General features: G+C 38.3%; 25 protein-coding genes and 1 pseudogene. 3 read left to right on the forward strand and 23 right to left on the reverse strand.

Features of this window, described 5'->3' with window-relative positions:
- Positions 1-128: 128 nt before the first annotated feature.
- The 6 genes from ICN28_RS03855 to ICN28_RS03880 are packed head-to-tail and all read right to left on the reverse strand — an operon-like array spanning position 129 to position 6,289.
- Positions 129-695 carry an SIS domain-containing protein gene (locus ICN28_RS03855; RefSeq protein WP_216286354.1) on the reverse strand — a complete coding sequence of 189 codons (567 nt, stop codon included), beginning with the start codon at positions 693-695 and terminating at the stop codon, positions 129-131.
- Positions 696-701: 6 nt separating this feature from the next.
- Complete coding sequence (locus ICN28_RS03860; protein WP_216286356.1) at positions 702-1,688, reverse strand: GHMP kinase; 987 nt, start codon at positions 1,686-1,688, stop codon at positions 702-704.
- Between the two features lie 10 nt (positions 1,689-1,698).
- Positions 1,699-3,624 carry an HAD-IIIA family hydrolase gene (locus ICN28_RS03865; RefSeq protein ID WP_216286358.1) on the reverse strand — a complete coding sequence of 642 codons (1,926 nt, stop codon included), beginning with the start codon at positions 3,622-3,624 and terminating at the stop codon, positions 1,699-1,701.
- Positions 3,621-4,451, reverse strand: coding sequence for a glycosyltransferase (locus ICN28_RS03870; RefSeq protein ID WP_216286359.1), 831 nt, complete (start codon positions 4,449-4,451; stop codon positions 3,621-3,623). Before ICN28_RS03870 ends, ICN28_RS03865 begins: the two co-directional genes overlap by 4 nt.
- A 9-nt stretch (positions 4,452-4,460) precedes the next feature.
- Positions 4,461-5,426, reverse strand: coding sequence for an NAD-dependent epimerase/dehydratase family protein (locus tag ICN28_RS03875; RefSeq protein WP_216286360.1), 966 nt, complete (start codon positions 5,424-5,426; stop codon positions 4,461-4,463).
- Positions 5,423-6,289 (reverse strand): glycosyltransferase, encoded by an 867-nt coding sequence (locus ICN28_RS03880; RefSeq protein WP_216286361.1) that lies wholly within the window; start codon positions 6,287-6,289, stop codon positions 5,423-5,425. Before ICN28_RS03880 ends, ICN28_RS03875 begins: the two co-directional genes overlap by 4 nt.
- 161 nt (positions 6,290-6,450) lie before the next feature.
- Between ICN28_RS03880 and ICN28_RS03885 the strand changes: the two genes are divergently transcribed.
- The gene (locus ICN28_RS03885) at positions 6,451-7,689 is read left to right on the forward strand and encodes an O-antigen ligase family protein (protein ID WP_216286362.1); all 1,239 of its coding nucleotides are present in this window, start codon (positions 6,451-6,453) and stop codon (positions 7,687-7,689) included.
- On the opposite strand, the gene ICN28_RS03890 is transcribed toward ICN28_RS03885, so the two are convergent.
- From ICN28_RS03890 to ICN28_RS03940, 11 genes and pseudogenes are all read right to left on the reverse strand, one after another.
- A complete protein-coding gene (locus ICN28_RS03890; protein ID WP_216286363.1) occupies positions 7,651-8,679 on the reverse strand; it encodes a glycosyltransferase family 2 protein in 1,029 nt (342 codons plus the stop codon). The genes ICN28_RS03885 and ICN28_RS03890 overlap by 39 nt on opposite strands.
- A gap of 4 nt (positions 8,680-8,683) precedes the next feature.
- Positions 8,684-9,610 carry a glycosyltransferase gene (locus ICN28_RS03895; RefSeq protein WP_216286364.1) on the reverse strand — a complete coding sequence of 309 codons (927 nt, stop codon included), beginning with the start codon at positions 9,608-9,610 and terminating at the stop codon, positions 8,684-8,686.
- 28 nt (positions 9,611-9,638) lie between these two features.
- Positions 9,639-10,499 (reverse strand): alpha-1,2-fucosyltransferase, encoded by an 861-nt coding sequence (locus tag ICN28_RS03900; RefSeq protein WP_216286365.1) that lies wholly within the window; start codon positions 10,497-10,499, stop codon positions 9,639-9,641.
- Positions 10,489-11,919, reverse strand: a complete 1,431-nt coding sequence (locus ICN28_RS03905) for a hypothetical protein (RefSeq protein ID WP_216286367.1) — start codon at positions 11,917-11,919, stop codon at positions 10,489-10,491. The genes ICN28_RS03900 and ICN28_RS03905 overlap by 11 nt, the downstream gene beginning before the upstream one ends.
- An 82-nt stretch (positions 11,920-12,001) precedes the next feature.
- Positions 12,002-12,913: a glycosyltransferase family 10 domain-containing protein gene (locus tag ICN28_RS03910; RefSeq protein ID WP_216286369.1), complete on the reverse strand. Its 912-nt coding sequence runs from the start codon at positions 12,911-12,913 to the stop codon at positions 12,002-12,004.
- Between the two features lie 86 nt (positions 12,914-12,999).
- A pseudogene (locus ICN28_RS09655) lies at positions 13,000-13,164 on the reverse strand (DapH/DapD/GlmU-related protein); the annotation flags it as partial.
- A 370-nt stretch (positions 13,165-13,534) separates the two neighbouring features.
- On the reverse strand, positions 13,535-14,701 hold the full coding sequence (locus ICN28_RS03920) for a DegT/DnrJ/EryC1/StrS aminotransferase family protein (RefSeq protein WP_216286371.1): 1,167 nt from the start codon (positions 14,699-14,701) through the stop codon (positions 13,535-13,537).
- The gene (locus tag ICN28_RS03925) at positions 14,701-15,630 is read right to left on the reverse strand and encodes a GDP-L-fucose synthase (RefSeq protein WP_216286373.1); all 930 of its coding nucleotides are present in this window, start codon (positions 15,628-15,630) and stop codon (positions 14,701-14,703) included. The genes ICN28_RS03920 and ICN28_RS03925 overlap by 1 nt, the downstream gene beginning before the upstream one ends.
- A 14-nt stretch (positions 15,631-15,644) precedes the next feature.
- The gene (gene gmd, locus ICN28_RS03930) at positions 15,645-16,730 is read right to left on the reverse strand and encodes a GDP-mannose 4,6-dehydratase (RefSeq protein ID WP_216286375.1); all 1,086 of its coding nucleotides are present in this window, start codon (positions 16,728-16,730) and stop codon (positions 15,645-15,647) included.
- Between the two features lie 2 nt (positions 16,731-16,732).
- Positions 16,733-18,187: a mannose-1-phosphate guanylyltransferase/mannose-6-phosphate isomerase gene (locus ICN28_RS03935; protein WP_216286378.1), complete on the reverse strand. Its 1,455-nt coding sequence runs from the start codon at positions 18,185-18,187 to the stop codon at positions 16,733-16,735.
- A 71-nt stretch (positions 18,188-18,258) separates the two neighbouring features.
- Positions 18,259-18,651, reverse strand: coding sequence for a MarR family EPS-associated transcriptional regulator (locus ICN28_RS03940; RefSeq protein ID WP_216286380.1), 393 nt, complete (start codon positions 18,649-18,651; stop codon positions 18,259-18,261).
- Between the two features lie 409 nt (positions 18,652-19,060).
- Here ICN28_RS03940 and ICN28_RS03945 point away from each other — a divergent pair, with 409 nt between their 5' ends.
- Positions 19,061-20,158: a glycosyltransferase gene (locus ICN28_RS03945; RefSeq protein WP_216286382.1), complete on the forward strand. Its 1,098-nt coding sequence runs from the start codon at positions 19,061-19,063 to the stop codon at positions 20,156-20,158.
- 193 nt (positions 20,159-20,351) lie between these two features.
- Here the strand turns inward: ICN28_RS03945 and ICN28_RS03950 are convergent, their stop codons facing one another.
- The 3 genes from ICN28_RS03950 to ICN28_RS03960 form a co-directional block, all read right to left on the reverse strand.
- Positions 20,352-20,861 (reverse strand): transcriptional activator RfaH, encoded by a 510-nt coding sequence (locus tag ICN28_RS03950; protein WP_216286384.1) that lies wholly within the window; start codon positions 20,859-20,861, stop codon positions 20,352-20,354.
- A 114-nt stretch (positions 20,862-20,975) separates the two neighbouring features.
- Positions 20,976-21,821 carry a Wzz/FepE/Etk N-terminal domain-containing protein gene (locus ICN28_RS03955; protein WP_216286386.1) on the reverse strand — a complete coding sequence of 282 codons (846 nt, stop codon included), beginning with the start codon at positions 21,819-21,821 and terminating at the stop codon, positions 20,976-20,978.
- Positions 21,822-21,949: 128 nt separating this feature from the next.
- Positions 21,950-22,762 (reverse strand): YdcF family protein, encoded by an 813-nt coding sequence (locus tag ICN28_RS03960; protein ID WP_216286388.1) that lies wholly within the window; start codon positions 22,760-22,762, stop codon positions 21,950-21,952.
- Between the two features lie 210 nt (positions 22,763-22,972).
- Here ICN28_RS03960 and ICN28_RS03965 point away from each other — a divergent pair, with 210 nt between their 5' ends.
- Positions 22,973-23,341: a hypothetical protein gene (locus ICN28_RS03965; protein WP_216286390.1), complete on the forward strand. Its 369-nt coding sequence runs from the start codon at positions 22,973-22,975 to the stop codon at positions 23,339-23,341.
- A 94-nt stretch (positions 23,342-23,435) separates the two neighbouring features.
- Here ICN28_RS03965 and ICN28_RS03970 read toward each other — a convergent pair whose 3' ends face one another.
- The 3 genes from ICN28_RS03970 to ICN28_RS03980 are packed head-to-tail and all read right to left on the reverse strand — an operon-like array spanning position 23,436 to position 26,227.
- Positions 23,436-24,410 carry an aspartate carbamoyltransferase catalytic subunit gene (locus tag ICN28_RS03970; RefSeq protein WP_216286392.1) on the reverse strand — a complete coding sequence of 325 codons (975 nt, stop codon included), beginning with the start codon at positions 24,408-24,410 and terminating at the stop codon, positions 23,436-23,438.
- A gap of 54 nt (positions 24,411-24,464) precedes the next feature.
- Entirely contained in the window at positions 24,465-24,980 is a 516-nt protein-coding gene (pyrR, locus tag ICN28_RS03975; RefSeq protein ID WP_216286394.1) for a bifunctional pyr operon transcriptional regulator/uracil phosphoribosyltransferase PyrR, read from the reverse strand.
- A gap of 32 nt (positions 24,981-25,012) precedes the next feature.
- Positions 25,013-26,227, reverse strand: coding sequence for an ATP-binding protein (locus ICN28_RS03980; RefSeq protein ID WP_216286396.1), 1,215 nt, complete (start codon positions 26,225-26,227; stop codon positions 25,013-25,015).
- Between the last annotated feature and the right edge of the window lie 24 nt (positions 26,228-26,251).

The raw sequence follows: 26,251 nt of genomic DNA on the forward strand, positions 1-26,251 counted from the left end.
AAACGCCTCAGCTAAAAGTCCTTATTTGCGAATATTGATTCACCATTTATAAACCATGGCATACAACCAACAAGATAAGTCCACAAAGCCTAAGCTCCGCAGGTGGTCTTGTATAGAAACTCAGCAAACTACTTAATATCTGAGCTGCAAAGCGTCTTCATAACCATATGCCCGAACATTAGATGTATATCCTCACAAAGTTGCATATCGAATGAGGGTACCCAAACGTTGTGATCACACAAGGGCATCATCTTTCCGCCATCATAGCCAACAACCCCAAGAACCTTTCCGCCTGCTCGGCGAGCAGATTCTATAGCCTTAATCACATTAGGCGAATTACCACTTCCACTGACTGCAACAAGTAAGTCTCCTTCATCCATAAGCGCGTCGACTTGTCCTGCAAAAACGTCAGCGTAGGATAGGTCGTTTCCATACGCTGTGATTAGGCCAACATTGTCACAAAGTGATACACCCCGGAATTTTTTTCCTGTTGCAAGGCTCACCATTTTGTTCCAGTCGGTAATGTAGTGAGATGCAGTAGATGCACTTCCCCCATTGCCACAAGTAATGATTTTTTTGCCGCATTCAAACGCGACTTTTATCATCTCAATACCTTGCTGAAATGCATCAACGTCGAGCCGCCGTGCAAGTTGTTGGTGTGCATTTAGGTAATTTAAAACGGTGAAAGTTGTCATATGGACTCACATTGATGGTTGATAAAAAATAATTTGCGCTCCGGTTCGATCAAAACGAAACTTGACGGGCTCAAGGTCAGATAAAGCGGCCTTAATCTGGGCATGCCTTTCTCTAGGCGCGTAAAACATCATGAAACCGCCGTTGCCAGCGCCCAGCAACTTGCCGCCTAAAGCACCGTGTGCCATGCCGGAAGCGTACCAAGCGTCGATTTGCGGATCTGTAATGCCTGAAGTCAACTGAGCCTTGAGGCGCCAGTTCTCGTCAAGCAGATTTCCAAGGTGCTCCAGTGTCCCTGATTCCAACTGCTCTTTCATCTCGAACGCTAATTGAACCATTCGGCGCATAAGAACGCGACGGTCGGTCGTCCTCATCGCCGCTGATTGGTTCATAAGCACTGCAGAAGCGCTTCGCGTACGGCCGGTAAAGAATATTAAGGTAGAGTCTTCCATCTCTTGAAGCATATGTGGCTTACAGATCACGGGGTCGACTGATACGGAATCATCAGGATGGAAACGGATCAAGTTGAGACCACCATAAGCTGCCGCATATTGGTCTTGCTTACCGATAGGCTCGCCACAACGATCAATTTCGATTTGACATGCTTGTGATGCAAGTTTTTCCTTAGAGGCAAACTGATTACGATAAGCGTATAGCGCGTTCAAGAGGCCGACGGCGTAAGTGCTAGACGAACCTAACCCAGACCCCTTTGATGGGATATCCGCCATCGATGCTATTTCGATACCGCCATCAATACCTACTAAATCTAGTGCTTCACGCACGAGAGGATGTTCTACCTCTTTACGGTGTTCGACGTCTTCCGTTTTGGTGTAACTAATGCGTATACGGCCGTCGAATTTTTTGTTAACGCAGATATACATATACTTGTCAATCGATGTCGACAGGACAGCGCCCACCTCTTCGCGATAGAAAGCGGGGAGATCGCTCCCCCCGCCTACAAAACTCATTCTCAATGGGGTCTTACTGACAATCATTATTCTTTCCTTAAGATTCTTGGCCAATAACAAAGTCCGCATGCATCCTCGATTGCCCTACGATCGGGACTTCATCGAGTTCCCGCGACGCCAGGGTAGCGAACTGCTCCTCGGACAAAAAGCCACGCCAAGCGTAATCCTGATTCAGACGGATCTCACGCGTATCGCGCGAAACGTCCACGTAGATCTTGATAACGCCAGACAGACCTAGCAGATCGTCCATAAGAAGTGCGGGTACACCCTCAACGATAAGTACGTCGTTCGGGCCAAGGGAATGTTCTATTTGCTGTTTGTCGGCGTCACGTACTAAACGGTCGTATAAAGGCTCGCGAAGAGTAACCCGAGCGCTTGATTTAGCTACATAAGCAATGGCAGCTGACGCTGTAGCCAAGTCGTAACGGCTGCGAACACCTATGCCCTCTCTACGTTCAGACTTAGGCTTAAGCCAACCATCCAACGAGATGACATGTGCTTTACGGCCAAGCATATGTAGAAGTTCCTTCAATACCTGCGCAGCATAGCTCTTTCCAGTTCGAGCAAGACCGCCGATAAGCACAAGGCGACAGCCATGGCTCACCTCGATGGCGATCGGCGCAAGGCGTCTGGTCAGATCCGCGTGTCCACTCAGGATCCAGTCGATAGCGTCCGCGAGGTCAGGCGCTGTGTAGTCGGGTCGAACAGCATATTTAGCGTCTGCACCACCATGCCCGCTGCGCAGTAGTATGGTGCGCACCCCAGCACGACGACCAGCCTCAACATCGGAAGTCGCATCCCCAACCATCCAGGAGTCCTGACGGCCTATGCCTAGATCAGAGCAGGCTTTATCAATTAAACCAGGCTCAGGCTTGCGACAGTTGCAGCAACCTTTAAGCTCCACAATCTCACCTGGGAACCCCTTATCAGGATGGTGCGGGCAAAAATAAAGGCTGTCGATAAATGCACCTTCAGCGCCAAGCTGAGATTCCATTCTGGCGTGGATGTTCCTCAGTCCCTCGATGCTAACATCACCGCGCGCAACCACAGGCTGGTTAGTAACGACCACGGCCAACGTACCGCTACAGTTAAGACGGCGGATAGCTGCAGCGGTACCGGGCAACAACTCAATCTGATCAGGCAACTTGAGATGAGTAACTTCCCGGTTAATGGTGCCATCACGATCAAGGAAAACAGCACTCCGAAGTTGACGACCAGAGAGACGTTCTGGCAAGCCAGTTAAAAAGTCACGCTCGACTTTATCAAGTCTTTCTGGAGTACCCATGTCCTTAATATATTCAGGTGACACGTAACCATATAGGGGGCGGCCGAGATCAAGCATGCGAGGGAACATGTGCTTAGCAATGTCAGCTTTCCCTTCGGCAGGCGTGACATCCTCCAGTCCGGCACGATTGAGGACATATAGCGCCGCATTGACGAGGTTACGCACTTCGCGCCCCTCTGGGTGTGGATAAGGCAGAATCTCTCGGACCATACCGATCTTATCAATATCAACGATGTCAGAGTCATGGGGGTGGTCATTGGGATGTAGAAACAGGGTGCCAACGGCACCAGAGGATTCGTGCGCCATCCAAAGCTTGCGCAAGTCCACGTCCATAAACGTGTCGCCGTAGAGGACCAGGATACGATCGGCGAGCATAGGGAGCGCATCATGCAGAGCACCAGCGGTCCCGCGAGGCTTGTCTTCAATAGCATATTTAAGATTGACGCCAAAGGCTGATCCATCACCGAAATACTCTGATATTTTTTCGTAACGATGCTGGACTAGGAGAGCAATGTCTGTAAAACCGTGCTTGCGGCACAGTTCGATCTGATGGTGCAGAACAGGCTTTCCCAACACTGGAACCATCGGTTTGGGCATGTCACCACTGCGCTCGCGCAAACGGGTACCCATACCGCCCGCAAGGATAGCAACCTGACACTTCTTAGTAGTTTTAATCATTTAACTTCCACTTGGTCTCGACGACGCAAAAGAAACACTTTGTAAATTTGCTCTTGCAACCTTCCTGGAACAGCCACCCAAGCTGCAATACAAGTGATGCCAATAATACGTCGAATTAAATGTCGCGAACTAAAATTGGACAGACGTACGCGGAGGTTATATCGCCAATTAAGATGGTCACGCCGTGTATTATCTTGTCGATATTGAACTAGTACTTGCGGTAAATTTTCAAATAAAAGGTCTGCATTCATCCAACGTAACCACAAGTCTAAGTCTTCGCAATACCGATAACTGGGGTTGTAACCCCCATAACAATCAATAACTTCTTTTCGAAACATAACTGTCGGATGTGCAATCGCATTAGTAAGCTGCATAGCCGAAGCAATCTTATTTGGTGTCTGTGGATAAATACGGTGGGCGATAAGCCTTCCTCCAGTGCTAATAATATCCATTGCCCCTCCAACGACTGATATCTCAGGGTGTGCTCTCAAAAAGGCGATCTGAAGTTCAAGCCGATTAGGCATGCAGATGTCATCAGAGTCAAATCGAGCTATAAAAACTCCTTTTGACTTTTCAATACCAATGTTGAGACTAGCTGCTAAACCGACTCTGTCAATTGGATGCACATAAATAAACCTTGGATCATCTTCACAAAATTGTCTACAGGCGTTAGCTACATCTTGGTCAGTACTTTCATCAATCAAAATACATTCAAAATTTGTGAACGATTGATTCTTTAGACTATTTAAGCTTTCTTTTAAGACTTCAATATTTTCATTAAAACACGGCACCACACAAGACACCAATGGGAAATCACGAATCAACATACTTGCGAACTATTTACCAAATTGAAGCGCAATCTCATCTATTGCACACTTAATAGCATCAGCAGAATTTAACTCGGGTTTCCAGCCATATGATTGCAACTTTTCGGTCGAATAAGTAAATTTTGGAACATCGCCAACCCATCCCCTATTACCCGTACCAAATAAAATTTTTGCATCTGGACTTACGCGCTTAACAACTTGCCTAGATATCCAATCAACTGTCACCCCCTCGTCTACAGGACCAATATTTATCACTTCAACTTTAGCGGCATCGGCTCGCTTGGACACAACGAGCATAGCATCGACAAGATCAGAAACATGAAGATAAGCTTTTTGCTGCGTACCATCTCCCAAGACATCTAGTCTTGAGGGGTTCTTCTTGAGTTTCATTATAAAATCAAGAAGAACTCCATGAGTTGCAGGTACCCCAACAACGTTTGGAAATCTAAAAATATTTGCCTTGTTTAGAAATGACTCAGCGGCAGCAGATATTAATCCTTCTGAAGCGAGCTTCATGGCACCATAGTTTGATATTGGCAAGAGTGGTCCAACTGATTCATGCAAGGTAATATCTCCTAAGTTCCCGTATATTGCTGAACTGGAAGCAAAGTGCACCTTTTTTATTTCAAAAATTTTCATCACACGAAGTAATTCGAATGTGGTTAAAAATGTATCTTTAAAATCAACACATGGATCATTAACGCCAGCTGGAATATCAGAGTTAGCTGCAAGATGCCAAACCTCATCAATACCCCCCAATTTCGCTACTAAGCTAAAAGAATTATGTAAGTTATCAAAAGAAGATGCTTCACATTCAAAAATATGAAAATTATTACTCTTTATGAATCGTGAAGAATATTCTTTTTGGCCTCTTGAGAAATTATCTAATACGACTACTGTTTGACCTTCCTGTATTAAACGGCCAATTAAATTAGTTCCCACAAATCCAGCACCACCCAATATTATTGAAATCATTCGACCTTCTCTAAATTATTATTAAAATCGCCAGTCTTACCTAAGAAACCATCAATTAAGCCTTTACAATAAAAACCTAATCTCATTGTAAAAGAATCTGCAAATAAAATAATTAGTAGAAATTTAACTGGAATAGCCAACATTCTATTTATTTTCCATGTATATGGAACATGCTCTCTATTAAAAACTAAAAATGTATTTCTCGTCTGATAATAATGTCGAATAGGGCTAGAAATTTTCAAGTCAAATCCTAGTATTTTTCGCTTAGAGTCTCCCAGCTTGTGATAAAAAAAAGCCTGATCTACCATTTTTATCCGAACGCCTTGTGATATTGCTCTCCAACCAAAATCATAATCAACATAATCAATAAATAAATCCTCATCAAAATAACCAACCTTATTCAAAATATTAATTGATATAAGCGAACCAGAATTCATCATATTTTTAATAAATTGTGAATTATTTCTATTCAGAGGGAGTCCCGAATCAATATCAAGAGGATTAGCACATACAATTATTTCTTTACCATGCTCATTGTAATATGATGAAAAATAATTTATAAGATTTTTAAGTGTGCATTCCTTTAGGACTGAATCATCATCCATAAATAATACAAAATCAGCACTAATAGATTTGGCATATTTAATTGCTACATTTTGAGCACACCCTAAACCTTTATTACCAATCATATCTAAATAAATTCCACCAAAATCACTAACGTAATTTTTTATTTTTAATCTAGTTATACTATCTGTTGAGTTATCAGATACAATAGTAGTGATATCGGAAGGCAAGCTGTTAATAAGAGATTTTAGTGTATCTAATTCAGAGTTATAAGTTACCACAACCGCCACTATTTTCATTTAATTTCCAATACTAAATTATCTTGATTAAAAAAAATAAGTCTTACATAAATTTAGAAATTTCATGTTTATCCATATGTGTTTTATTTATAGGATTTTTTAATGATTTCCCACTGATAAATTCAGATAGTGCAATGTTTAGAAGTCCGAGCGTATTCTTTATGTGGATCTCATCATTCATTTTCTTAGCTAATATCATTAACGGAAAGAAAATTATTAATTTTAAACTCCAAGATGTGAATTTATGGTTATTTTTTTTCTTTATATGGATAATTATATCGACAATACTATCAGTTTATCAATCTTCCTATATAAATTCAATAAAAATTAGCGGTTTATCTATTGGCATGAATGGTCTGAGGAATTATATTTTAATTTCAACTTTTTTATTATTAGTAATAAATCTTCATGGGCAACAAGACAAAATAATATATAGGATATCTAAGTATTTTATATACTCTTTTTATTTGACTATACCTTATTCCATTTTAGAATTATTTGTTTATATATTTAATATTGACTTAGCCAGAGTATTACTTAATATTTCCGACACGTATCTACATGCAAGAAGAGGTATTGAGTATTTAGATATCAATAGAGTAAGAGGTTTATCCTTTGAACCTTCTTATTACGGTGTATATATTGCAACCATACTACCTTTTATTTTGGCAAGAAGCTCCATAACTAAATTTAAATTTTTTTATAAAACATTAATTTTATTTTTAATTTTATGTCTTATATATAGTCAATCAAGAACTGCTTATGTCGCTATATTAATTCAAATAATATTTTTTTATTATCTAAAAATAAAATATATTTCTAAAAACTATGGGCTATTTAGCCTCAAAAATGTGATGCTATTTATTATTATAATTTTATTTTTCTTAATCTTACAGGGTGAAAATGTTATTTCACTCACATATCAATCCCTTTTAGACCCAACACTATCATCAAACATTACTAGGGTTGGAGCTCAATACGCCGGCTTTCTAGTTGGTTTAGATAACCCGATTCTCGGTGTAGGGCCCGGTATGGCAGGCGCTTATGTTCATAACTACTACCCAGAATATATGTTTTTAAGCGATGAAATTGACTCATGGATATCAGCCGGGGTTACAGATTTGTCAGCCCCAACCTTTGGTTTTTTCTCAACACTAACAGCAGAGCTTGGTCTAGTGGGGCTTACATTATTCTTTATTGCACTTATAAAAATTGGCAATAAATTACTGAATACCATTCAACTTTCCAGCTTAACCGATATTAAATATTCTTTATATGGTATTGCTATTTTTTCTGCAAATATCGGCCTATATGTATCAAGCTTTGGTTTGAACGGTACAACTTATGTTGGTTACTGGATACTATTGTCGATTGCTCTTTTGTATACTAGAGGTAAATAACTTATGCTTAGACTTAAATGCGATACAACCTTCTCTCAATAAACATTCAAGTTTCGATCTAACAGGGATAACAATCCTAATTAATGATTTATAAGTTGCTAATGAAAAAGGGTAAAACATAAACATCCGAGCCCAAATCAAAAATCTTACTTTGCTTTTTAGCTCAGTTAGACGTCTTAACTCTATATAATATTTCCATTTTTTATGAGAATAGTAAGATAATTTTTTCTGATATAAAATAGAAAGTGCATCAATTCTGCCAGCTTGTAAATCATCCTCACCATAAACAGCTCTTTGTTGCTTTAGATAATTTACAATATCCCGTGCAGCCAATTTTCTAGAATCGAATTTAACATTTCCAATGGATGTTGGATTAAATCTATAAAAATACAAATGATGATTAATAATTTTAGATTGGAACATTTCAATAATCCTACTGATCCAATCATGATCTTCATAGCACATACCATCAAAAAAATTCCTATAACCACCAATCCTCAAATAAATATCTTTTGATATCATTACTGCTGAAGGTGCGGGAAATGCTGATTCACCTGCGATTCTAATTTTTTCACAACTCTCTGGTAAATTTGGCAGATAGTTGTAAGTCTCTCCAAAAACCCTAACTACATTACTACTACAGAGGCCAAGTTCTGGATGCTGTAAAAATTCATGCAACATCCTATATAACCTATCTGGCGAAGAAAAATCATCTGCATCTAAAAATGTAATAAAGTCACCAGAGGCTTTACTTAATAATTTATTTTTAGTATAAACATGCCCAAAATTTTTATTATTATGAAATAATTTAATTCTGGAATCAGTAAAACCTTCTATTACTCTAACAGTTCCATCAATAGATCCATCATCAGCTATCAGTAATTCAAAATTGCTATAGGACTGACTTAGCACACTATTTATAGCTTGACTAATATATTTTTCAACATTATATGCAGGCATTAATACAGAAATTAGAGAATTATTTTCCATACTGTCATTTAATAAAGTATTTAAAATAAATAAATCTTACTGCTCTTATAAAGCCTGTCAGAATATCCCGCTTACTTAACTCTTTGACAAAAGGCAAGAGCTTAAAATTTAAGTCAATAAATGAAAAAATGAATATTAAAGTGGCGAGATTCTCACTCTCCTCACGTGTTCGATTTATACCGATAAAATTTTGAATTGCAATTAATATTTGAGTTTTATTTGACTCTATAAACTCAGAAGAAATTTTATATGCATCGCATCTTACTTCTTTGAGCAAAGTTTTGGATAAAGAGACTTCATGTTCTCTGTATTTAAAAATCCAATCATTAACATTACAAAATTTCCCTCCTAATGAGTATATTAAGGCCCATAGCGCATAATCCTCTGAACTTTGATACTTACTTGCGCCATACCTAATGCCATGTTTATCTATAAAATCAGCCCTAAACATTACTGATCCATGTGCAAATGGAACATTTAGTGATAAAGCTAATAACATAGAATAGTCTGAGCATGGAACAACTCTAGAGCCCAGATACTCATCAGAGCTTCCTATTATAAAATAATGGCCCCCACAAACATCCGCAGAAGTTGATTCCATCAATTTAACCTGCTTTTCAAATCTGTCTGGGATACTTATATCATCAGAATCCATCCTAGCTAAATAAATACCATTAGCCTTATCTAAGGCATCATTGAGAGCACCTATAAGCCCTCGATTAGACCCCTTTATTATTTTTATTCTAGAGTCAATATTTGAGTACTCTGTTAGTATTTCAAGTGTTTTGTCATCAGAATCATCATACACCGCCAAAACTTCGAAGCTTTTTAATGACTGAGAAATTATGGAATTCAAGCAAGCAGATAGATATTTTTCACATTTATATACTGGCAGCAATACTGAAACTAGAACAACGCTGTTATTTTCCATATTGTTTTATTATCAAAAAACTCAATAGTTAGATGCGGAGCCATCTATCTGGGACAATATAATCACTTGATACTTCTGTTGAAGCAAACCATTTTTTCGGCGCAATCACAATTTTATTTTTATTGTTAGATAACCAAGCACCCCACCAGCTAAAAGTACTATTAGCAATTATATGATGCTTGCATTGTGACATTAAGTAAATATCTACTTCAGGATATTTATCGTTTCCACTTACAAACGTCACATTATCCCCAAATAGAATATTATCTCTTGCCCAATTAAGATCATCCGAGAATATGAAAAAATAAGGATTATTGATCTTATTATTTATTAGTGAATAAGCTGTCTCATAATAGCCAATATCACAGAGACCATGAATAATCATATTCTGAGGGCTAGATAAATAGTCACCCCTTCGAATATGAACCATGACACTTTCATGCTCTTTAATTTTATCTAGGATTTTTAGATTTTTTTCAGATAACTTATTTTGAGGAATAAACTCTAGTTTTAATTTTTCATAAACAGATTGGAAATATACTTCACTCTGAAAGTATCCATCCAATAAACAAGATCTATTAATTTCAGAAAGATGTTTTACATCCTTTTTTTTCTCTCTATACCATCTGCAGGGTAGACCAATCATGGACAGAAACTCATATGGTCTTCTCATTATATGAGGCCACCAAATAAGATCATTTTTATCAGCGATTTTTGCTGTGATGCGAAACTTATTTAATCCATATTTATGGACTTTGTAATTATCGAACAACCTCAGATCTAACAGCAAATCAAAATCCAATTCATCTGCTAGAGCACGAGCTGCTGCATATTGAAACATTTGGTTACCCAAACCACCTATCAATCTAATGATTATTTTATTTTTCATCACGCAATTTGACCGAGACTAATCTTCTTAACGATTTACTGGTTAGAGTCATAATGGATACGAATATTAGGGTGAAAGTTCCGAATATCAATATATCAAGAAAAGCATCAAATGTATTATTAGCATTAAAAGGCATAAAGACTGACATTAGAATTGATAGCCCAATCATAAAAAACCCCAAACCCCATCTCTTCCAATCTAATCTCAGCCTATAAAGATATATTGCTTTAAATGTCATCAATAAGAACATAACTATAGAAGAACACAATAGTGATATAAGGGCAAAATTTAAATTTAAATTGAGCGTATAAATTAAAAATAAGCCAACTGCAAATAATAAACTTGCAATTAAATAGGGCATGATTACACTGGAAATTTTCTTTTCAATTTGAGCACCATTCCCATATAAATTGGTTATAGCTCTTGAACATTCTATAATAGCGCCAAAAATTACAAAAATGCTGGCATTGCTATATACATCCGTAACTAATAATTTTAAAAGTAGGGATGCCACATATATATTCGATGCACATAATACTAAATATATAGGTCCAAGCGTATTTACAAGATCAGAGTAGGCTTTATATCCCAATCCGATTTTACCCAAACTAATTCTTCTATAAAAATATGGATTTAAAAACTGAATGCCTAATATCTCAATAATCGCCCAGATTGCAGAAGATACCCCCATTCCAACTACCAGATATCCTAAACTTTCTAATCCCCATTGAGATTCAAAATATATTCTATAACCACTAGTTAACCACCAAATAAAAAATGTTGAAATTGCTAGTGGGCATATATAGTTTTTTAACACATCTTTTTCTAGCAAGTTAAGACTACCTGTTGAAAAAAATTGTAATTTCTTTTCGAGCTGATACTTAGCACCCATGTACCCAACTAACATAGCAACAGCTTGCCCCCAAAACCAATACAGCCCCTCAGGATGAAATTGTATTAATACACTAGAAAAAAGTAAGCCTAAAATTGAAGTTAAACTCAACCACAATACGGATTCAAATCTATATCCCATCATGTTTAATATTGCTATATATGTAGCATTTAAAGTTCCAAAAAGAACCATTGTAAAAATAGCTAACTCATACCCCAAATAGGGCGAAATAATTTCTGATTCATTTTTTAACCAAATATAAACAATGAGACCACTTATAAATCCAACAAAGATTAAATAAGTTAAATATCGCTGCAATTTAGAAAATAGTGTTTTATGATCAATCCACTCATGAGTGTGTCTATTAATATATTGACCAACTGGATTGATTAAAAACAGTCCACAAAATGATTGAATTGAAATCAATACGGCTAAAATGCCATACTCATATGGAATCAGAAATGATGTAGATAATCTTATTGATAAAATCCCAACAATAGCTGTTATAAATCTACCAGTAAGAATCAAAAAAAATGATTTATCTATGCCTAACTTTCACTCAAATACTAATTAATAAAAACTTAAAAATCTATTCGGTGATTTAAATATATCAAACAGATATACTTAAATCACCAATTAAATCATCAACCACATTTTTTGCAAAACTTTTATCACTTAATTTAAAAGCCATTTCTGATTGGAGAAATTTATATATATTATCTTGATATGTTCTATATTTTAAATAATCAATGTTTTGTAAGAAATCTAGCATTGAATTTAAAGATTTAAAATTTCTATAATCTATATATGTTTCTTTGGGAATAAAATTATCTATGTTATTTGGTCCCCAGTATATAGGCACACAACCACTTACAAAAGAATCAAATATTTTCTCAGTTATATAATTATTGGACACAACGTTTTCTAAACAAAATGAGAATTTTGACTGACTTAATATATCTGATTTACATAATACTTTTCCTTTATACACTCGCAAAGGAAAGACTGCTCTACCAATTTTTAAAATATTAAATAGCTTTTTAATCACATTATTAAATAGGAAAGGTGCATCCCAACCTGAACCATAGAGCTCAAATGAATCAATGTTATTTTTTTCAAACCACTTTATTATTTTAAATCGCTCTTGATATAGAACTTTAGATGAAGGTAATTCAGCTATTTTGTTTCCCGCAACCATAACAGAAAATTTCTTTCTGTCATCAAAGCTATTAGAAAAATCATTATTTACATTAATATTATTAGGGAAACTTACATACCTTGATTTGTAAATGTTAAGAATTTCCTCATTCCAGGTATAGATTTTTTTAAATTTTTTTAGGTTATCTTTTTTGTAGGCTTTTTTTTGTATGTATTTAGTTTCAAAAATAACACCATATTCTTCTTTATGTCCTGCATACAGCCCTGTAATATTTAAAACGGCGTCATTATGATTTTTATGATTATTTGATAAATCATAGCCGCGCTCTTTAAAATAAGACTTTAAATAACGAACATAATTCAAACAGTTATCTCTATTGCCGATGTAACTATCTGAAAAAATTACATCTTTGCCCTCAGTCCAATCTATAAGAAGTATTTTTCTCAATTTCGAGCACCGATTTTCTTTGCAGGAACCCCTGCATAAATAGAGTAACTTTCCACATCCTTTGTCACAACTGAACCGGCTCCGATTACCGCGCCTCTGCCTATTCTAACTCCATCAACTATGGTCACATTTGACCCTATCCACACATCATCTTCAATAACCGTTCCCAAAATTTCCAATTCATTGTCAACTATTTTTATATAACATGGCTTTATTTTATGACTTGCGCCAGGTATAGAGACTCCGGGACCTATTGCAACATCACTTCCAATCTTAACAACTCCACATATGAAAGAGCGAACTCCAAGCCAAGTATTATTTCCTACCTCTAGACTAATTGGATCAATGTGGCAATAACTAGGGACTGAAACAGAGTTTCCAAACTTTATGTTTTTTTTATTTTTTATGTATGTATATTCACCTATGTAAATTTTATTTCCTATTGTTTTATACAAATTTTTATATAAAAAAACGTGTATTAATCCTCTTATTGTGGGGCGGTATACTCTATATAAATTTAGCAACTTATCTAACAATTTAGATAGATCCTAGAATATTTATGGCATCGTGTATTGGGTAATGGTGATTACCTACAAACAAGCCATTTCGATCAATATGATCAGCGTTTTTCAAATTTCCATGTACTTCTGAATCAAAGTATTTTACAACCTCATTCTTCGAAAAATTTCCCGCTACTATAGGGCGGCATTCAAAGCCAAATTTGTTCAACTTAGAAATCAATAATTTTCTCGTTAACTTACTTCCTGGACGTATAACTAAACTAAAGCCAAACCAACTGCTTTCACCAATTTCCTGTTGAATTATTAGCTCTGGGTGATTAGCCATCGTAAGTTGCAATAATTTTCCATTCTCTCTACGAGACTCGATTAAAGTAGGCAGACGTTTTACCTGTTCCACACCTAATGCACCCTCAATTTCAAGTGGTCGGACGTTATACCCAGGCAAAATAAAACGGAAAGACTCCTCAAACGGATCATCACTTTTATCACTGCAAACTAGATTTTTCTGGGGTAAGTTACGCGTCCAACCATGCGCTCTAAGAGAGAGAAGAATTTGATATAACTCTTCATCATCAGTGACAATTATCCCGCCCTCCATTGTGGAAATATGATGGCTAAAAAAAGAACTATACCCACCCATAACCCCGAAGGTACCAGCTTGCTTACCTTCATATCTTGCCCCCATTGACTCGCAATTATCTTCTAGTAACACTATTTTTCGGTCACCAATAATTTCATTAATACGTCTAAAATCATTAGGGTTACCCAACAAATTAACGGCCATAATAGCCTTTGTTTGATCGGTGACAGCTTGTGCTAATTGATCGAGGTCATAATTTAATGTATTTAAATCAATATCCACAAACTTGATTTTCAAACCATACTGATACAAAGGATAAAAAGTTGTGCTCCAAGATACAGCAGGGACAATAACTTCATCACCACGCTTCAGTTTCAGATCTAAGTTTTTAGTGTAAAACAACGCAGCAACCATTAACAAAATGGCCGATGACCCAGAATTCACCATTACACAATATTTGCTTCCAACATACTTAGCAAAATCATTTTCGAATGCTTTAACGTTTTCACCCATAGTGAACATACCCGATGCAATAACTCTCTGCATTGCGTCCTGCTCTTCTTGCCCCCAAGTTGCTGTAGCCAATGGAAATCTAATAGCCATTACATATATTCCTTCAAATAAAATTCATAAGTTTTATTAATCCCAGCAGTTAGATCATGCTTAGCAGTCCAACCCCATGAGATCTGACGATTCACATTAACTAATTTACGCGCCATGCCAACAGGCTTAGTAAGGTCATGAATGAATGTTCCCTGAAAATTCATTACTTCAGCAACAGTCTGATAGTACTCATTGATTGTGTAATCATGTCCCAACCCTATGTTCATATAGTAAGGCAATGAATCAAACTGATTAATGGACTCAATAACCGCATCCGCTAAATCACCGGAGTACATAAATTCACGACGTGCTGTGCCATCTCCCCAAATTTCTACAGTTTTTTCATTATTTTTTTTGGCTTGATGTACCTTATGAATAATTGCTGGCAAAAGATGCGAATGCTTAGGGTCAAACTTATCATGCCGCCCATAAAGATTACATGGGATTAGTGTCTTATATTGGTAAGATGCATCCTCTCGAGTAACATATTCACATAGCTTTGCAGTCAACACTTTAGCTAAAGCATATCCCTCGTTCGTAGGCTCAAGCTCCCCCTTAAGAATCATCTCTTCCTTTAGTGGTTCTTCATGTCCACGTGGATACATACAAGAACTACCTAAATTAATAAATTTCTTAATACCTGCTTGGCGTGATGCCCAGACAATATTACGGCCCATATCCAAATTTTCCAATAAAAATCCGACTGGTTCTCGCATATTTGCCTGGATGCCACCAACTTTTCCAGCAGCATGAATTACAAAATTTGGTCGATACTTGTCTAAATAGGTTTTAATGGCATCAAAATTCCGAAGATCAAGTTCGGCACTTCGAGGAGCTAGGATATCAAACTCATCAATTGCTGAATGCTCAAGAATATTTCGCCCAACCATTCCACCACCACCGGTTAATAGAACTTTTAGTTTAGTCATCACATCTAACCAAGTTACTCTTGTGGCCGGAATACAGCATAACCATTCTTCCTAATCAACTCATCACGCTCTGCGCCAATTAAGTCTTCTTGAACCATCTCAGTCACTAACTCATTAAATGTAATTTTTGGCGTCCAACCAAGTTTTTCTCTTGCCTTAGTGGCATCTCCGAGAAGTGTTTCTACTTCTGTAGGCCTAAAATAACGGGGATCAACTGCAACAATACATTTTCCAGATGCATCAAAACCCTTCTCTTCAACACCACGGCCAGACCATACAATATCGATACCAAGCTCTTTTGCTGCTGCATTTACAAAATCTCTAACGCTATATTGAACACCCGTAGCAATAACAAAATCTTCTGGATTTTCTTGTTGAAGCATCATCCATTGCATTTCAACATAATCTTTGGCATGACCCCAATCCCGCAAAGAGTCCATATTCCCTAAATACAAACATTCTTGAAGACCTAATTTAATTCTGGCTAAAGCACGAGTAATCTTTCTAGTAACAAATGTTTCACCACGAATAGGTGATTCGTGATTAAACAAAATTCCATTACAGGCATAAATACCATAAGCTTCACGATAGTTAACAGTTATCCAATAGGCATAAAGTTTTGCAACAGCATAAGGACTTCTTGGATAAAAAGGGGTTGTTTCTTTTTGTGGAATCTCCTGAACCAATCCGTATAATTCAGATGTTGATGCTTGATAAAAACGAGTTTTTTTAGTCAATCCTAAGATTCGAATTGCCTCTAGAATTCGTAACGCACCAAGAGCATCTGAGTTTGCCGTATATTCAGGCTCCTCAAAAGATACAGCCACATGGCTCTGCGCTGCCAAATTGTAGATTTCATCAGGCTGAACCTTCTGAATAATGTGTGTTAGGCTAGACGAATCAGTCATATCGCCATGATGTAAATAAAAGGGTCTTCCTTTTTCATGTACATCATGAAACAAATGATCTATACGTGCAGTATTAAATAATGAGCTGCGGCGCTTAATGCCATGCACCTCATAACCTTTATCGAGCAACATTTCAGCAAGATATGCTCCATCTTGACCAGTAACACCAGTAATTAAGGCTACTTTAGCCATATTTAATTAGTCCTTCCATATGTATCTTCAAATCTAACAATATCATCTTCACCCAAATAACTACCTGACTGAACCTCAATAATTTCTAGAGGAACAACACCAGGATTTCTTAGGCGATGAGTTTGCCCCTGCGGTATATAAGTTGATTGATTTTCAGCCAACATAATTACATTTTCACCATTCGTAATTTCAGCTGTACCTCTCACCACAATCCAATGCTCAGCACGATGGTGATGCATCTGTAGACTTAATGAAGCGCCAGGTTTCACCATGATGCGTTTTACTTTAAATCGCTCACCTTCATCAATACTGTCATACCAACCCCAAGGGCGAGCCACTTTACGATGAAGATCTTTTTCTTCACGTTTTTGTTGCTCTAATTGAGTAACAATTTTTTTAACATGCTGGCTTTGATTCTTATCAGCCACCAAAATAGCGTCAGCTGTCTCAACAATCACTAGATTATCTAAACCAACAGCACTTACTAAACGAGTGCTGGCATGGATATAGGTATTAGTGGTATCTACTAAGAGCGTATCGCCATTTGTCACATTACCATCGCCATCAGTGACACCTACTTGCCAAACAGCATCCCAAGCACCCAAATCATTCCAACCCGCATTGAGCGGCATCATCTTGATCGCGATATCAGAGCGCGGACATTTTTCCATGACTGCATAGTCAATCGATTCGGATGGAATCGCAGTAAATGATTCTTTATGAGGTCGCACAAAAGGTGCATCTGTTTTTTTATCAGCCCAAGACTTTTCGCAAGCCTGTGCAATATCCGGTCTAAATTGTTTTAAAGCTTTTAACCAAACACTCGCCTTCAAAACAAACATGCCACCATTCCACGAATAGTCGTCACTCGCTAAATAACCTTGTGCAGTTTCTGAATCAGGTTTCTCTGCAAACTGAGCAACGGTATATTCGCCAAAGCTACCAATAGTTCCTGTGCGCTGTATATAGCCATAACCAGTTTCAGGTTTGGTGGGTGTGATACCTAAAATAACAATTGCGCCCGTATCAGCAACTCTAATACTTTTTTGTAAAGCCTCTGTAAAGGCTGCGCCATCCACCACTGTTTGATCTGCAGGCGTCACCACTAAAACTGGATCGCGACCATCTTCTATCGCTTGTAAGGCAGCAATCGTTAACGCAGGGGCTGTATTACGACCCACGGGTTCTAGCAATAAAATAGCTGCCACATCATTCATTTCTCGCAATTGATCGAGTGCCAAGAAACGATGTTCTTCATTGGTCACCACTAAAGTCTCGCCCAAAGCAATATCAGAAGTAGCTAAGCCATTCACACGATCAACCGCTTGCTGGAACAAACTCGTTGTTCCTGATAAAACTAAAAATTGCTTAGGAAATCCAGCACGAGACAAGGGCCATAAACGTGTACCAGAACCACCACACAAAATAACAGGGGTCACTTGAATGGTTTGGCTCATAGGTTTGATAAAAATTGATTGTTTTTCAAAAAAAGTCTTCTAAATGAATCTACTTTAGATAGTTAAGCCTGCTAATTCCCGATCCCAACCTCTTCATCCTGCCCTCGGCTTGAGATATCCCCGTTCATATCAAGATTATTAAGGTTGGAAGGACTTAGCTCCCTACTTAAAGAATCTATTTCTGATTTAAGCTCTTGATACTCTTGCATCTTACGTTTCAAGAATGCTCCAGTTAATGCAGTTTTTTCAGCCAACCCTTGTGGTGTTAACAAGTAAGCGTACACCCACTTATTTTGATTGTTTCTAAAGTTTTGGATCTTGATTGAACCTTTGGCAATTAATGCATTTAAACAATAGTTAACTCCGCCCAAACTCACCCCCAAAGACTTAGACAGCTCACGCTGACTTAAATGAGGGTTAGATTCTAAGAGTCTTAAAACTCGGAATTGCAATTCAGTGGGCATTTAATGTTTGTTACTTGCTGTTTATTGCTGTTTATTGCTCTTCATTACTACTCATTGCTGATTAACTTTTTGCCATTAGGTATTACGTAGTTTTTGGCAGATTTTCAGTTTTCTAGCTTTTTCTGATTTTTTTCAAAAAATCAGCACAGCTTCTTAATTTCAGCCTTAACAACAATTAATAGTTTTTAGAGGTATTTAATTGGATTTTAAGTTTATTTAGCAATTATTTAAGTACGCTACCGCCCTACCAATACCCAGGCAATCTTAAATTATTCTATATTTATTAATCACTTACTAGCTGATTTAGCTACAAATTATATAGCTATCTTATTGCGTTCAGTTATGAACATTATAACTATAGATGCTGTTAATTGGTGCATTTATGCAGTGCAAAATTTATAATAAGCATATGGAATTTTTGATTTTTGCCTTCTTTATAAGTTTGCTCGTGACATTGGGCTTGGTTCGCTACCAACACCTTCATGAAAAGATCTCAAGCGATCATGATTTATCAGGCCCACAGAAGTTCCACACATTAGCCGTTCCTAGAATAGGTGGTATCGGCATTTTCTTGGGCATCCTATTCGCAGGATTATTAACCTTTTGGGGCTTTAAGCTAGACAGGGGGTATTTAGTTTTGCAATTAGTTACTTGCGCTCTTCCTGCTTTCTTAGTGGGTTTATTGGAAGATGTCACCAAAAAAATTGGCGTTAAAACTAGATTAATCGCAACCGCAGTCTCAGCAGGCTTAGTGGGTTACTTTTTAAACGCTTGGATAACCTCAATACAGGTGCCCGGCATTGATTGGTTGCTAGGGATTGGGGCAATTTCAATAATTTTTACAGTAATTGGTATCACTGGCTTGGCTAATGCCTATAACATTATTGATGGATTCAATGGCTTAGCCAGTATGGTCGCTATGATCAGTTTACTAGCCATTGGTTACGTGGCCTTTAAAGCCAATGACCCTGTTTTAGCTTCCACCTGTTTAATTGTTCTGGGAGCAATTGGAGGTTTCTTTATCTGGAACTATCCACGAGGTTTGATTTTCTTAGGGGATGGTGGTGCGTATTTAATAGGGTTCTTAATAGCTTGCCTGTCTATTTTATTGGTGCAGCGTAATCCCACTGTCTCGCCTTGGTTTGCGCTTTTAGTCAATGCTTACCCTATCTTTGAAACCCTCTTCACCATTTGGAGAAGAAAAGTTCACCAAGGAAAAAATCCAGGCCTACCCGATGGCGCCCATTTTCATTCGCTGATTTATCGTCGCTTGATTCGTTGGGCTGAGGTGCATGAATCCAAAGATACAGCATCTTATGCAAAAAATGCCAAGACCTCACCTTACCTTTGGCTTTTATCAAGCTTAGCAGTGTTCCCTGCCATTATTTGGTGGCAAACCACCTGGGTGCTACAAGCATTTGCATTACTATTCTGCATCTCTTACGTTTGGGCTTATAACGCGGTGGTGAAGTTCAAAACTCCAAGTTTCTTTAATTTGTTTAAGTAGAACTTCAACAAATTGAAGCACTAGTCATCATTCAATGATGACCTAATAGTTAAAAAATTTAGAGCATTAAACCTGCTCGAGTCTAGGCTTTAGCTCTTTAGGCTTAATGGTTTAATACTTTGGCTTAGCCTTTAAATTTAAAACTTTAAGTTTTGTTGACTCTTGATGGATAGCTTATCTTAAGGTTCACTTGCTAAGCGCCTAACTTTTTAAGTTGCGGCAGTTGAATTTGTAACTTCTGTACCGATCCTAATATTTCAACCAAGAGCATTGCTCGAGACAAGCCATCCGGAAGAGTTTGTAGTTTTTCAAAAAAGCCAAAGAAGCCCTTAAATGGGCCGCTGGTAATTTCCAGCATCTCACCAGGTTCAAAGAGCTCATGCAAAGGCTCTTCTTGAGAACATCGTTGCTTTAAACAATCCACAATAGGGTCTGGTATCACTACTGGTTCAGTTGCTTGACCAAATTTAAGCAACTGACTCACTCCTCGGGTAGATCGAATGGGGAACCAGTTACTACTCACATCAGATAAACGAATAAATAGATAGCGACTAAACAAAGGTTCAGTCGCTAGTTTGATTTTTCCTTGTGATTTCTTTTGAACTTGGCAAGTGGGAAGAAAAACTTCAAAACCTTGATTCTGAAGATTTTCAAGAGCTCTAAACTCTTCTCTCACTTTGGTATGAATCACATGCCATTTCATAGGAGATTTAACCGTTTCTATTTTTCTTTTACTTTTGCTATTGCTTTTTAAGTTGTTACGTTACTTAAGACTTAATGCTTATCTATTATGTAATGTCTGACTGGCTCACTAAGATTATTTGCTAGAAGCCTTGTAAGAACGATAAGCGCGTTGACCTAATACCAATACAAGACCTAAGAATAAGCCGCCCATCAAACCAGCGATTAAGGCAATGCCTCTCTTGGGTGAAACTTTTTGTTGTGGCGCATAGATGGGTGCAGCTAAGAAAGTCTCTCTAGTCTGAGGCTCTGTCAGAGAAACCTCTAAATCATTGACTTGAGTGCGCAAATCTTTAATTTCATTTTCTTTGTTTAAGGTTGTAGCCAATAGTAAAGTTGAGGCAGAAAACTTGGAATCAGTAAAATCAAAATTAGAATTTTTATTAGGTAGTATCTTTAAAGTCTTTTCAGCTGCCTCAAGTTTTTGCTTCAAATTAACCAGTTGATATGACTTGGCATCAAAAATGGGCTTTGCTAATAATTTTTGATTAGTACGCACATCTTCTAAAACACTCTCCAAACATTGTTGAGCAGCTTCAGGACTTTCCTCTTTGTATGAGAAAGTAATGATAGGCGCCGTCTTTGAAAGAGTTGGCATTAGACTTTTAGCAATTGCCTCTCCTGGGGCGACCTTATCCATCACATTACAAGCTGAATATGTTTTTTGTGAGTAATACATCGGCATCTTCAGCTTTTCAATCAAGATGGCTGGCAACTCAACATCTGTGCCGGCAACTTTAGCCATTTGTATGTTGGCGGTTGCTTGATACATATTAGGTGTGACAGTAATGTAAGTTATTGCGCCAAGAATCCCCAGTACACCAGTCACAAGAATGGATTTCCAAGACTCCACTAAAAAATCAATGATGTCTTTTAATGAAATTTCATCTTCTAATGCTGGGTTAAAGGATTGTTCTGACATGAGGCATTAACCTATCTTAAGTATGTGTTGTTACAAGTTCGCTCAATCGTGAGCCATTGTTGCAATTGATGCATAGCTTCTCTGAGAAAACCTCTTTAAAGAAGCAAATTTCAATCAATTTCTAATTATCATAATTTTAACTGATTCCAAGCTAAACCCAAAATCTCATGCCATACCCAACGGGTTCGTTGGAAGCCCTCACTACTCGGATAAAAATCCAAGGGAGTAAATACGGTTTTTTGATAAAAGCCCATCGGGGCTGGAACAACATTTAGCCCCTCTTTTTCAAAATAAGTCTGTGCTCTAGGCATGTGCCAAAAGTGAGTAACTAGATAGATAGTGTGTATACCTTCTTTTTTTAAGATCTGAGCTGAAAGCTTGGCATTTTCTTCGGTGGTATTCGATTGAGCCTCTATCCACCGGGGACTTACAGCAAGCTCTTGCTCCAATACCTTCTGCATCACTTGCCCTTCAGCTAACTCCTGTGGGCTGCTTCTATCTGGAGCCCCACCGCTTACCAAGATAGGTAATTGAGTTTGTTTGGCTAGCCTTGCACCGTGCCTGAGTCTTTCCATCGAGTTAGAGGTGAGGTCTTGCTGCTGATACTCTTTAGGTACTTCTAAAGCACCCTTACGGCGCCCACCACCAAGAATGACTATCGCTTCTGGGCTTTTTGAATTTATTATTTCATTAGCCTCAAGGCTAATGGGTGCTGGCCACTTGAGCCAATACCCAGCAACGTTGGTGAAATGAACTGCAAAGTAATTGGTACTCGACACCCAGATCATGACAAGACCCAAAGTGATGAGAGCTTTTTTAATAAGCTCATGCTTTTTGATCAAAAAAAGCATGAGCAGCACCCACATCACCCAAAAACCAGGCGGCATTAACAACTCAGCAATAAGGTTGCGTAACGCCCACGTTAACGACCAATTTTCCATAGGTTTGATATTACTCTTTTAGATTAATTGAAAGTTGATTGATCCAAATTATTCGATTTTTAAAGTACTTTTTTAATTCTTGATAGTTATGTACACCCTGTAGGAAAAGTCTTTAGCAATGTCAGGAGTTTCCGAATTGTCTGACATACAAAACACAAAATTCTTGTCACTCTCTCAGTTCCTTTAATTTTTTTAGAAAGTGATGACGTAATGAATATCAATTTGAAGTACTTCCCCACTAAAAATGGTGCCAATCCAGAGCAAGCTGCTGCAGTTAATGCAGCCCTCATGAGTGAATTGGAGATGGAGGCCAAACCTGCTTCGATTATTGTGGCAAAGAACCGAGCTTGCGAATTTTTTATCCAGAATGCCAAACTCAGAAACCACAACCATATCAGTTGTATGACTACTCTTGGTTTAAGTTCTCAAAAGTCGATGCAGTTCTTTAATGGTGAGCACAAGCATGTGGAATTTTTAAGACTGCTCTATGCCATTACTGTCATTGGTTATGACGTCACCATCTGCATACGCCGTTCCGACAAGCCGTTTGGTGAAATCATTTTTGATGGATGCAACTAATTAGGTGTCTTAGCCACTTACAAAAAATAAGAGCCAAGTAGGACTACTTGGCTCTTATGGTTACTTGTTCTCTTTTATGAAATATTACCAATAATTAGTTACCCGCCACAATCGACATCACTGCCATACGCACGGCAATGCCAAAGGTCACTTGCTTTAGGATCACCGCTTGAGGGCCGTCGGCTACATCACTAGCAATCTCAACCTCTCGGTTCATGGGACCTGGGTGCATCACGATGGCATCCGGTTTAGCCAACTTAAGTCTTTCTTTAGTAAGACCCCACTGTTTGAAGAATGCATCACCCTCAGGCACTTGCCCAGCTTCCATGCGTTCTTTTTGGATGCGAAGAGTCATCACCACGTCCACACCCTTTAAACCTTCTTCGATGTTGTTGAAGATTTTGACACCCATCATATTGAGATCTTTAGGCAATAAGCTCTCAGGACCAATGGCTCTGATTTCTGGGCAACCCAAAGTAGTCAGCGCATGGATGTTTGATTTAGCGACACGACTGTGAACGATGTCACCAATGATGGCGACTTTGATCTTGGAGAAATCTTGCTTGTAATGACGCATGGTGTACATATCGAGTAGACCTTGCGTTGGGTGTTGGTTGGTACCGTCACCTGCATTGATGACATGCACGTGTGGTGGTAAGTGTTGCGCTACTTCGACAGCAGCACCGGTTGTTTTATGACGCACCACAAAGATATCGGCTTGCATCGCCACCAAGTTATCAATGGTGTCGAGTAAGGTCTCGCCTTTAGCCGTTGATGAGGTTTGGATATCCAAGTTCACAACATCGGCTGATAAGCGTTTAGCAGCCAACTCAAAAGTGGTTCTGGTACGGGTCGAGTTTTCAAAGAAGAGATTGAAAACGTTCTTCCCTCTAAGTAATGGTACTTTTTTTACTTCTCGATCTGAGTCGCTGACAGCCACGAACTGTTGTGCTGTATCGAGGATATGAAGAATATGTTCTTTAGATAAGCCCTCTAAAGTGAGCAAATGAGTCAGCTCACCTTGATCGTTTAGCTGGAGTTGGCTGGCAGTCTGAGAGGTTTTAGGCATCTTAGGTCAGTATTTTATGCTTTTCTAGGTCGTTTACTAGCTTCTTTTTGAGCTTCAGTCTTTGATCTCAGTGGTAAAGGCAAATTGCCCATCATCAGATTGCTCTAGAACCAAGATCTGATCATCAGCCAGGCTGACCTTGGCGCCCTTAAAGGTAGCATCCACGGGCAACTGTCTTCTATGACGATCTGCCAATACGGCCAAATCGACCTTAGCCGGACGCCCATAATCAAACAACTCATTCAGAGCGGCTCTAACGGTTCTACCCGTATCCAAGACGTCATCAACCAAGATGATGTGAGCCCCCTCTACATCAAAGGGTAATTTAGTCGACATCCCGTCTGAACTATTAAGAGCTTTGACACCTTTTTCTGAATAATCATCTCTGTGGAAAGAGACGTTAATCACACCATGGCTAGTAAGGCCTAGATCTTTAGCCAAACGCTCAGCGACCCAAGCCCCACCGCTGGCTAAACCAGCCAATTGGAAATCAGAGCTCGTCTTTTTTTGTTCTTTTAATTGATTTAAAAGAATTTGGTAAAGGTCTTCTGCGTTAGGTATGGATGACATGACTATCTCACTGTGTGCGTATTGTTTTGATATTACTCTTTTGTTATTTGATGTGACTGAAACAAATCTTGCCAAGACTGAAAGTGAATACCTGAACGAGTTAAGGATTCATCACCACCATAAATCAAAATAGGCTCCATAGCGTCTAAACCTGCAAATTGGCTTGATTTTTTACCTTGTTTAACAAAGTCAGTCGTAATCGTTGAACCTGATTTAATTTCAATGGTTTGTAACTTTTGTACTATTTGACCATCTTCCTTTACCGGAACTTCGTATACCAAATCAGCTTCCACGCCATGACTGTCTCGCCAAAAATAAATATCAGCAGGCAATCCTTGGTTATATCGGTGCTTAATGTGCTCCATGACAACATAAGTCTCAAAAAGAGCTCCGCGCATAGGATGCAGATTCAGCATCGCTTCGTCCCGAATACCCAATAACCAAGCAGCTAAACCTGTATCCACAAAATAGAGCTTAGGGGACTTCACCAGACGTTTACCGAAGTTACGATGATAAGGTCTCAATAAATACACCAGATCACTACTTTCTAATACAGATAGCCAAGATCTGGTTGTTGATTCGCTGATGCCGGCTTCATTAGCCAACGATGCAATATTGAGCAATTGCCCAGTTCTTGCAGCACATAATTGAATGAATCGTTGGAACACCCCAAGCTCTTGCACATTGATGAGTTGCCGAACGTCTCTCTCGATGTATGTGAGCACATAACTGGCAAACCAATCTTGTGATGCATGAGGTAATTCAGGAGAATTTTGGTGCGTGGTGTGAATGGCTGGATATGAGCCGACATAAAGACGTTGATCTAATTTGCTTTGATGATCTTGAGCCAACTCCAATCCTTGCAAAGGCAATAAACGAGTCATGCCAATACGTCCAGCCAAAGATTGAGTAATACCCGCTAGCAAACTGAACTGCTGAGATCCTGTGACAATGAACCGACCGGGTACACGATCTTGATCCACCATACCTTGTAAATGAGAAAATAAATCCGGCCATCTTTGAGCTTCATCAAAGATAGCGCCTTTCTCAAATCTCTTTAAAAATCCTTTGGGATCTTCTTCTGCAAATGCTCTTTCCTGAGGATCTTCAAGAGACACATAAGGCTTGTCTTTAAACAACTGTCTGACGAGCGTGGTTTTTCCAGATTGACGCGGACCAGTGACCCCTAAAACTGGAAAAGTTTTAGAAAGTCTCAGTAAGGTCGGTGCCATTAATCGTGGAATCATGACCTATTATAAACATAAAATGTG

It is taken from the genome of Polynucleobacter sp. 30F-ANTBAC (assembly GCF_018882385.1).
In the GTDB taxonomy this organism is placed as follows: Bacteria; Pseudomonadota; Gammaproteobacteria; order Burkholderiales; family Burkholderiaceae; genus Polynucleobacter.

Coding starts and splice junctions, on each gene's coding strand:
- ICN28_RS03885 (WP_216286362.1), top strand. CDS start 6,451: ATGTGGATCTCATCATTCATTTTCTTAGCTAATATCATTAACGGAAAG.
- ICN28_RS03970 (WP_216286392.1), bottom strand. CDS start 24,410: ATGCCTAAAACCTCTCAGACTGCCAGCCAACTCCAGCTAAACGATCAA.
- pyrR (WP_216286394.1), bottom strand. CDS start 24,980: ATGTCATCCATACCTAACGCAGAAGACCTTTACCAAATTCTTTTAAAT.
- ICN28_RS03940 (WP_216286380.1), bottom strand. CDS start 18,651: ATGCCCACTGAATTGCAATTCCGAGTTTTAAGACTCTTAGAATCTAAC.
- ICN28_RS03935 (WP_216286378.1), bottom strand. CDS start 18,187: ATGAGCCAAACCATTCAAGTGACCCCTGTTATTTTGTGTGGTGGTTCT.
- ICN28_RS03890 (WP_216286363.1), bottom strand. CDS start 8,679: ATGGAAAATAATTCTCTAATTTCTGTATTAATGCCTGCATATAATGTT.
- ICN28_RS03980 (WP_216286396.1), bottom strand. CDS start 26,227: ATGATTCCACGATTAATGGCACCGACCTTACTGAGACTTTCTAAAACT.
- ICN28_RS03870 (WP_216286359.1), bottom strand. CDS start 4,451: ATGTTGATTCGTGATTTCCCATTGGTGTCTTGTGTGGTGCCGTGTTTT.
- ICN28_RS03895 (WP_216286364.1), bottom strand. CDS start 9,610: ATGGAAAATAACAGCGTTGTTCTAGTTTCAGTATTGCTGCCAGTATAT.
- gmd (WP_216286375.1), bottom strand. CDS start 16,730: ATGGCTAAAGTAGCCTTAATTACTGGTGTTACTGGTCAAGATGGAGCA.
- ICN28_RS03855 (WP_216286354.1), bottom strand. CDS start 695: ATGACAACTTTCACCGTTTTAAATTACCTAAATGCACACCAACAACTT.
- ICN28_RS03955 (WP_216286386.1), bottom strand. CDS start 21,821: ATGTCAGAACAATCCTTTAACCCAGCATTAGAAGATGAAATTTCATTA.
- ICN28_RS03880 (WP_216286361.1), bottom strand. CDS start 6,289: ATGAAAATAGTGGCGGTTGTGGTAACTTATAACTCTGAATTAGATACA.
- ICN28_RS03950 (WP_216286384.1), bottom strand. CDS start 20,861: ATGAAATGGCATGTGATTCATACCAAAGTGAGAGAAGAGTTTAGAGCT.
- ICN28_RS03960 (WP_216286388.1), bottom strand. CDS start 22,762: ATGGAAAATTGGTCGTTAACGTGGGCGTTACGCAACCTTATTGCTGAG.
- ICN28_RS03920 (WP_216286371.1), bottom strand. CDS start 14,701: ATGGCTATTAGATTTCCATTGGCTACAGCAACTTGGGGGCAAGAAGAG.
- ICN28_RS03925 (WP_216286373.1), bottom strand. CDS start 15,630: ATGACTAAACTAAAAGTTCTATTAACCGGTGGTGGTGGAATGGTTGGG.
- ICN28_RS03900 (WP_216286365.1), bottom strand. CDS start 10,499: ATGAAAAATAAAATAATCATTAGATTGATAGGTGGTTTGGGTAACCAA.
- ICN28_RS03965 (WP_216286390.1), top strand. CDS start 22,973: ATGAATATCAATTTGAAGTACTTCCCCACTAAAAATGGTGCCAATCCA.
- ICN28_RS03875 (WP_216286360.1), bottom strand. CDS start 5,426: ATGATTTCAATAATATTGGGTGGTGCTGGATTTGTGGGAACTAATTTA.
- ICN28_RS03865 (WP_216286358.1), bottom strand. CDS start 3,624: ATGATTAAAACTACTAAGAAGTGTCAGGTTGCTATCCTTGCGGGCGGT.
- ICN28_RS03945 (WP_216286382.1), top strand. CDS start 19,061: ATGGAATTTTTGATTTTTGCCTTCTTTATAAGTTTGCTCGTGACATTG.
- ICN28_RS03860 (WP_216286356.1), bottom strand. CDS start 1,688: ATGATTGTCAGTAAGACCCCATTGAGAATGAGTTTTGTAGGCGGGGGG.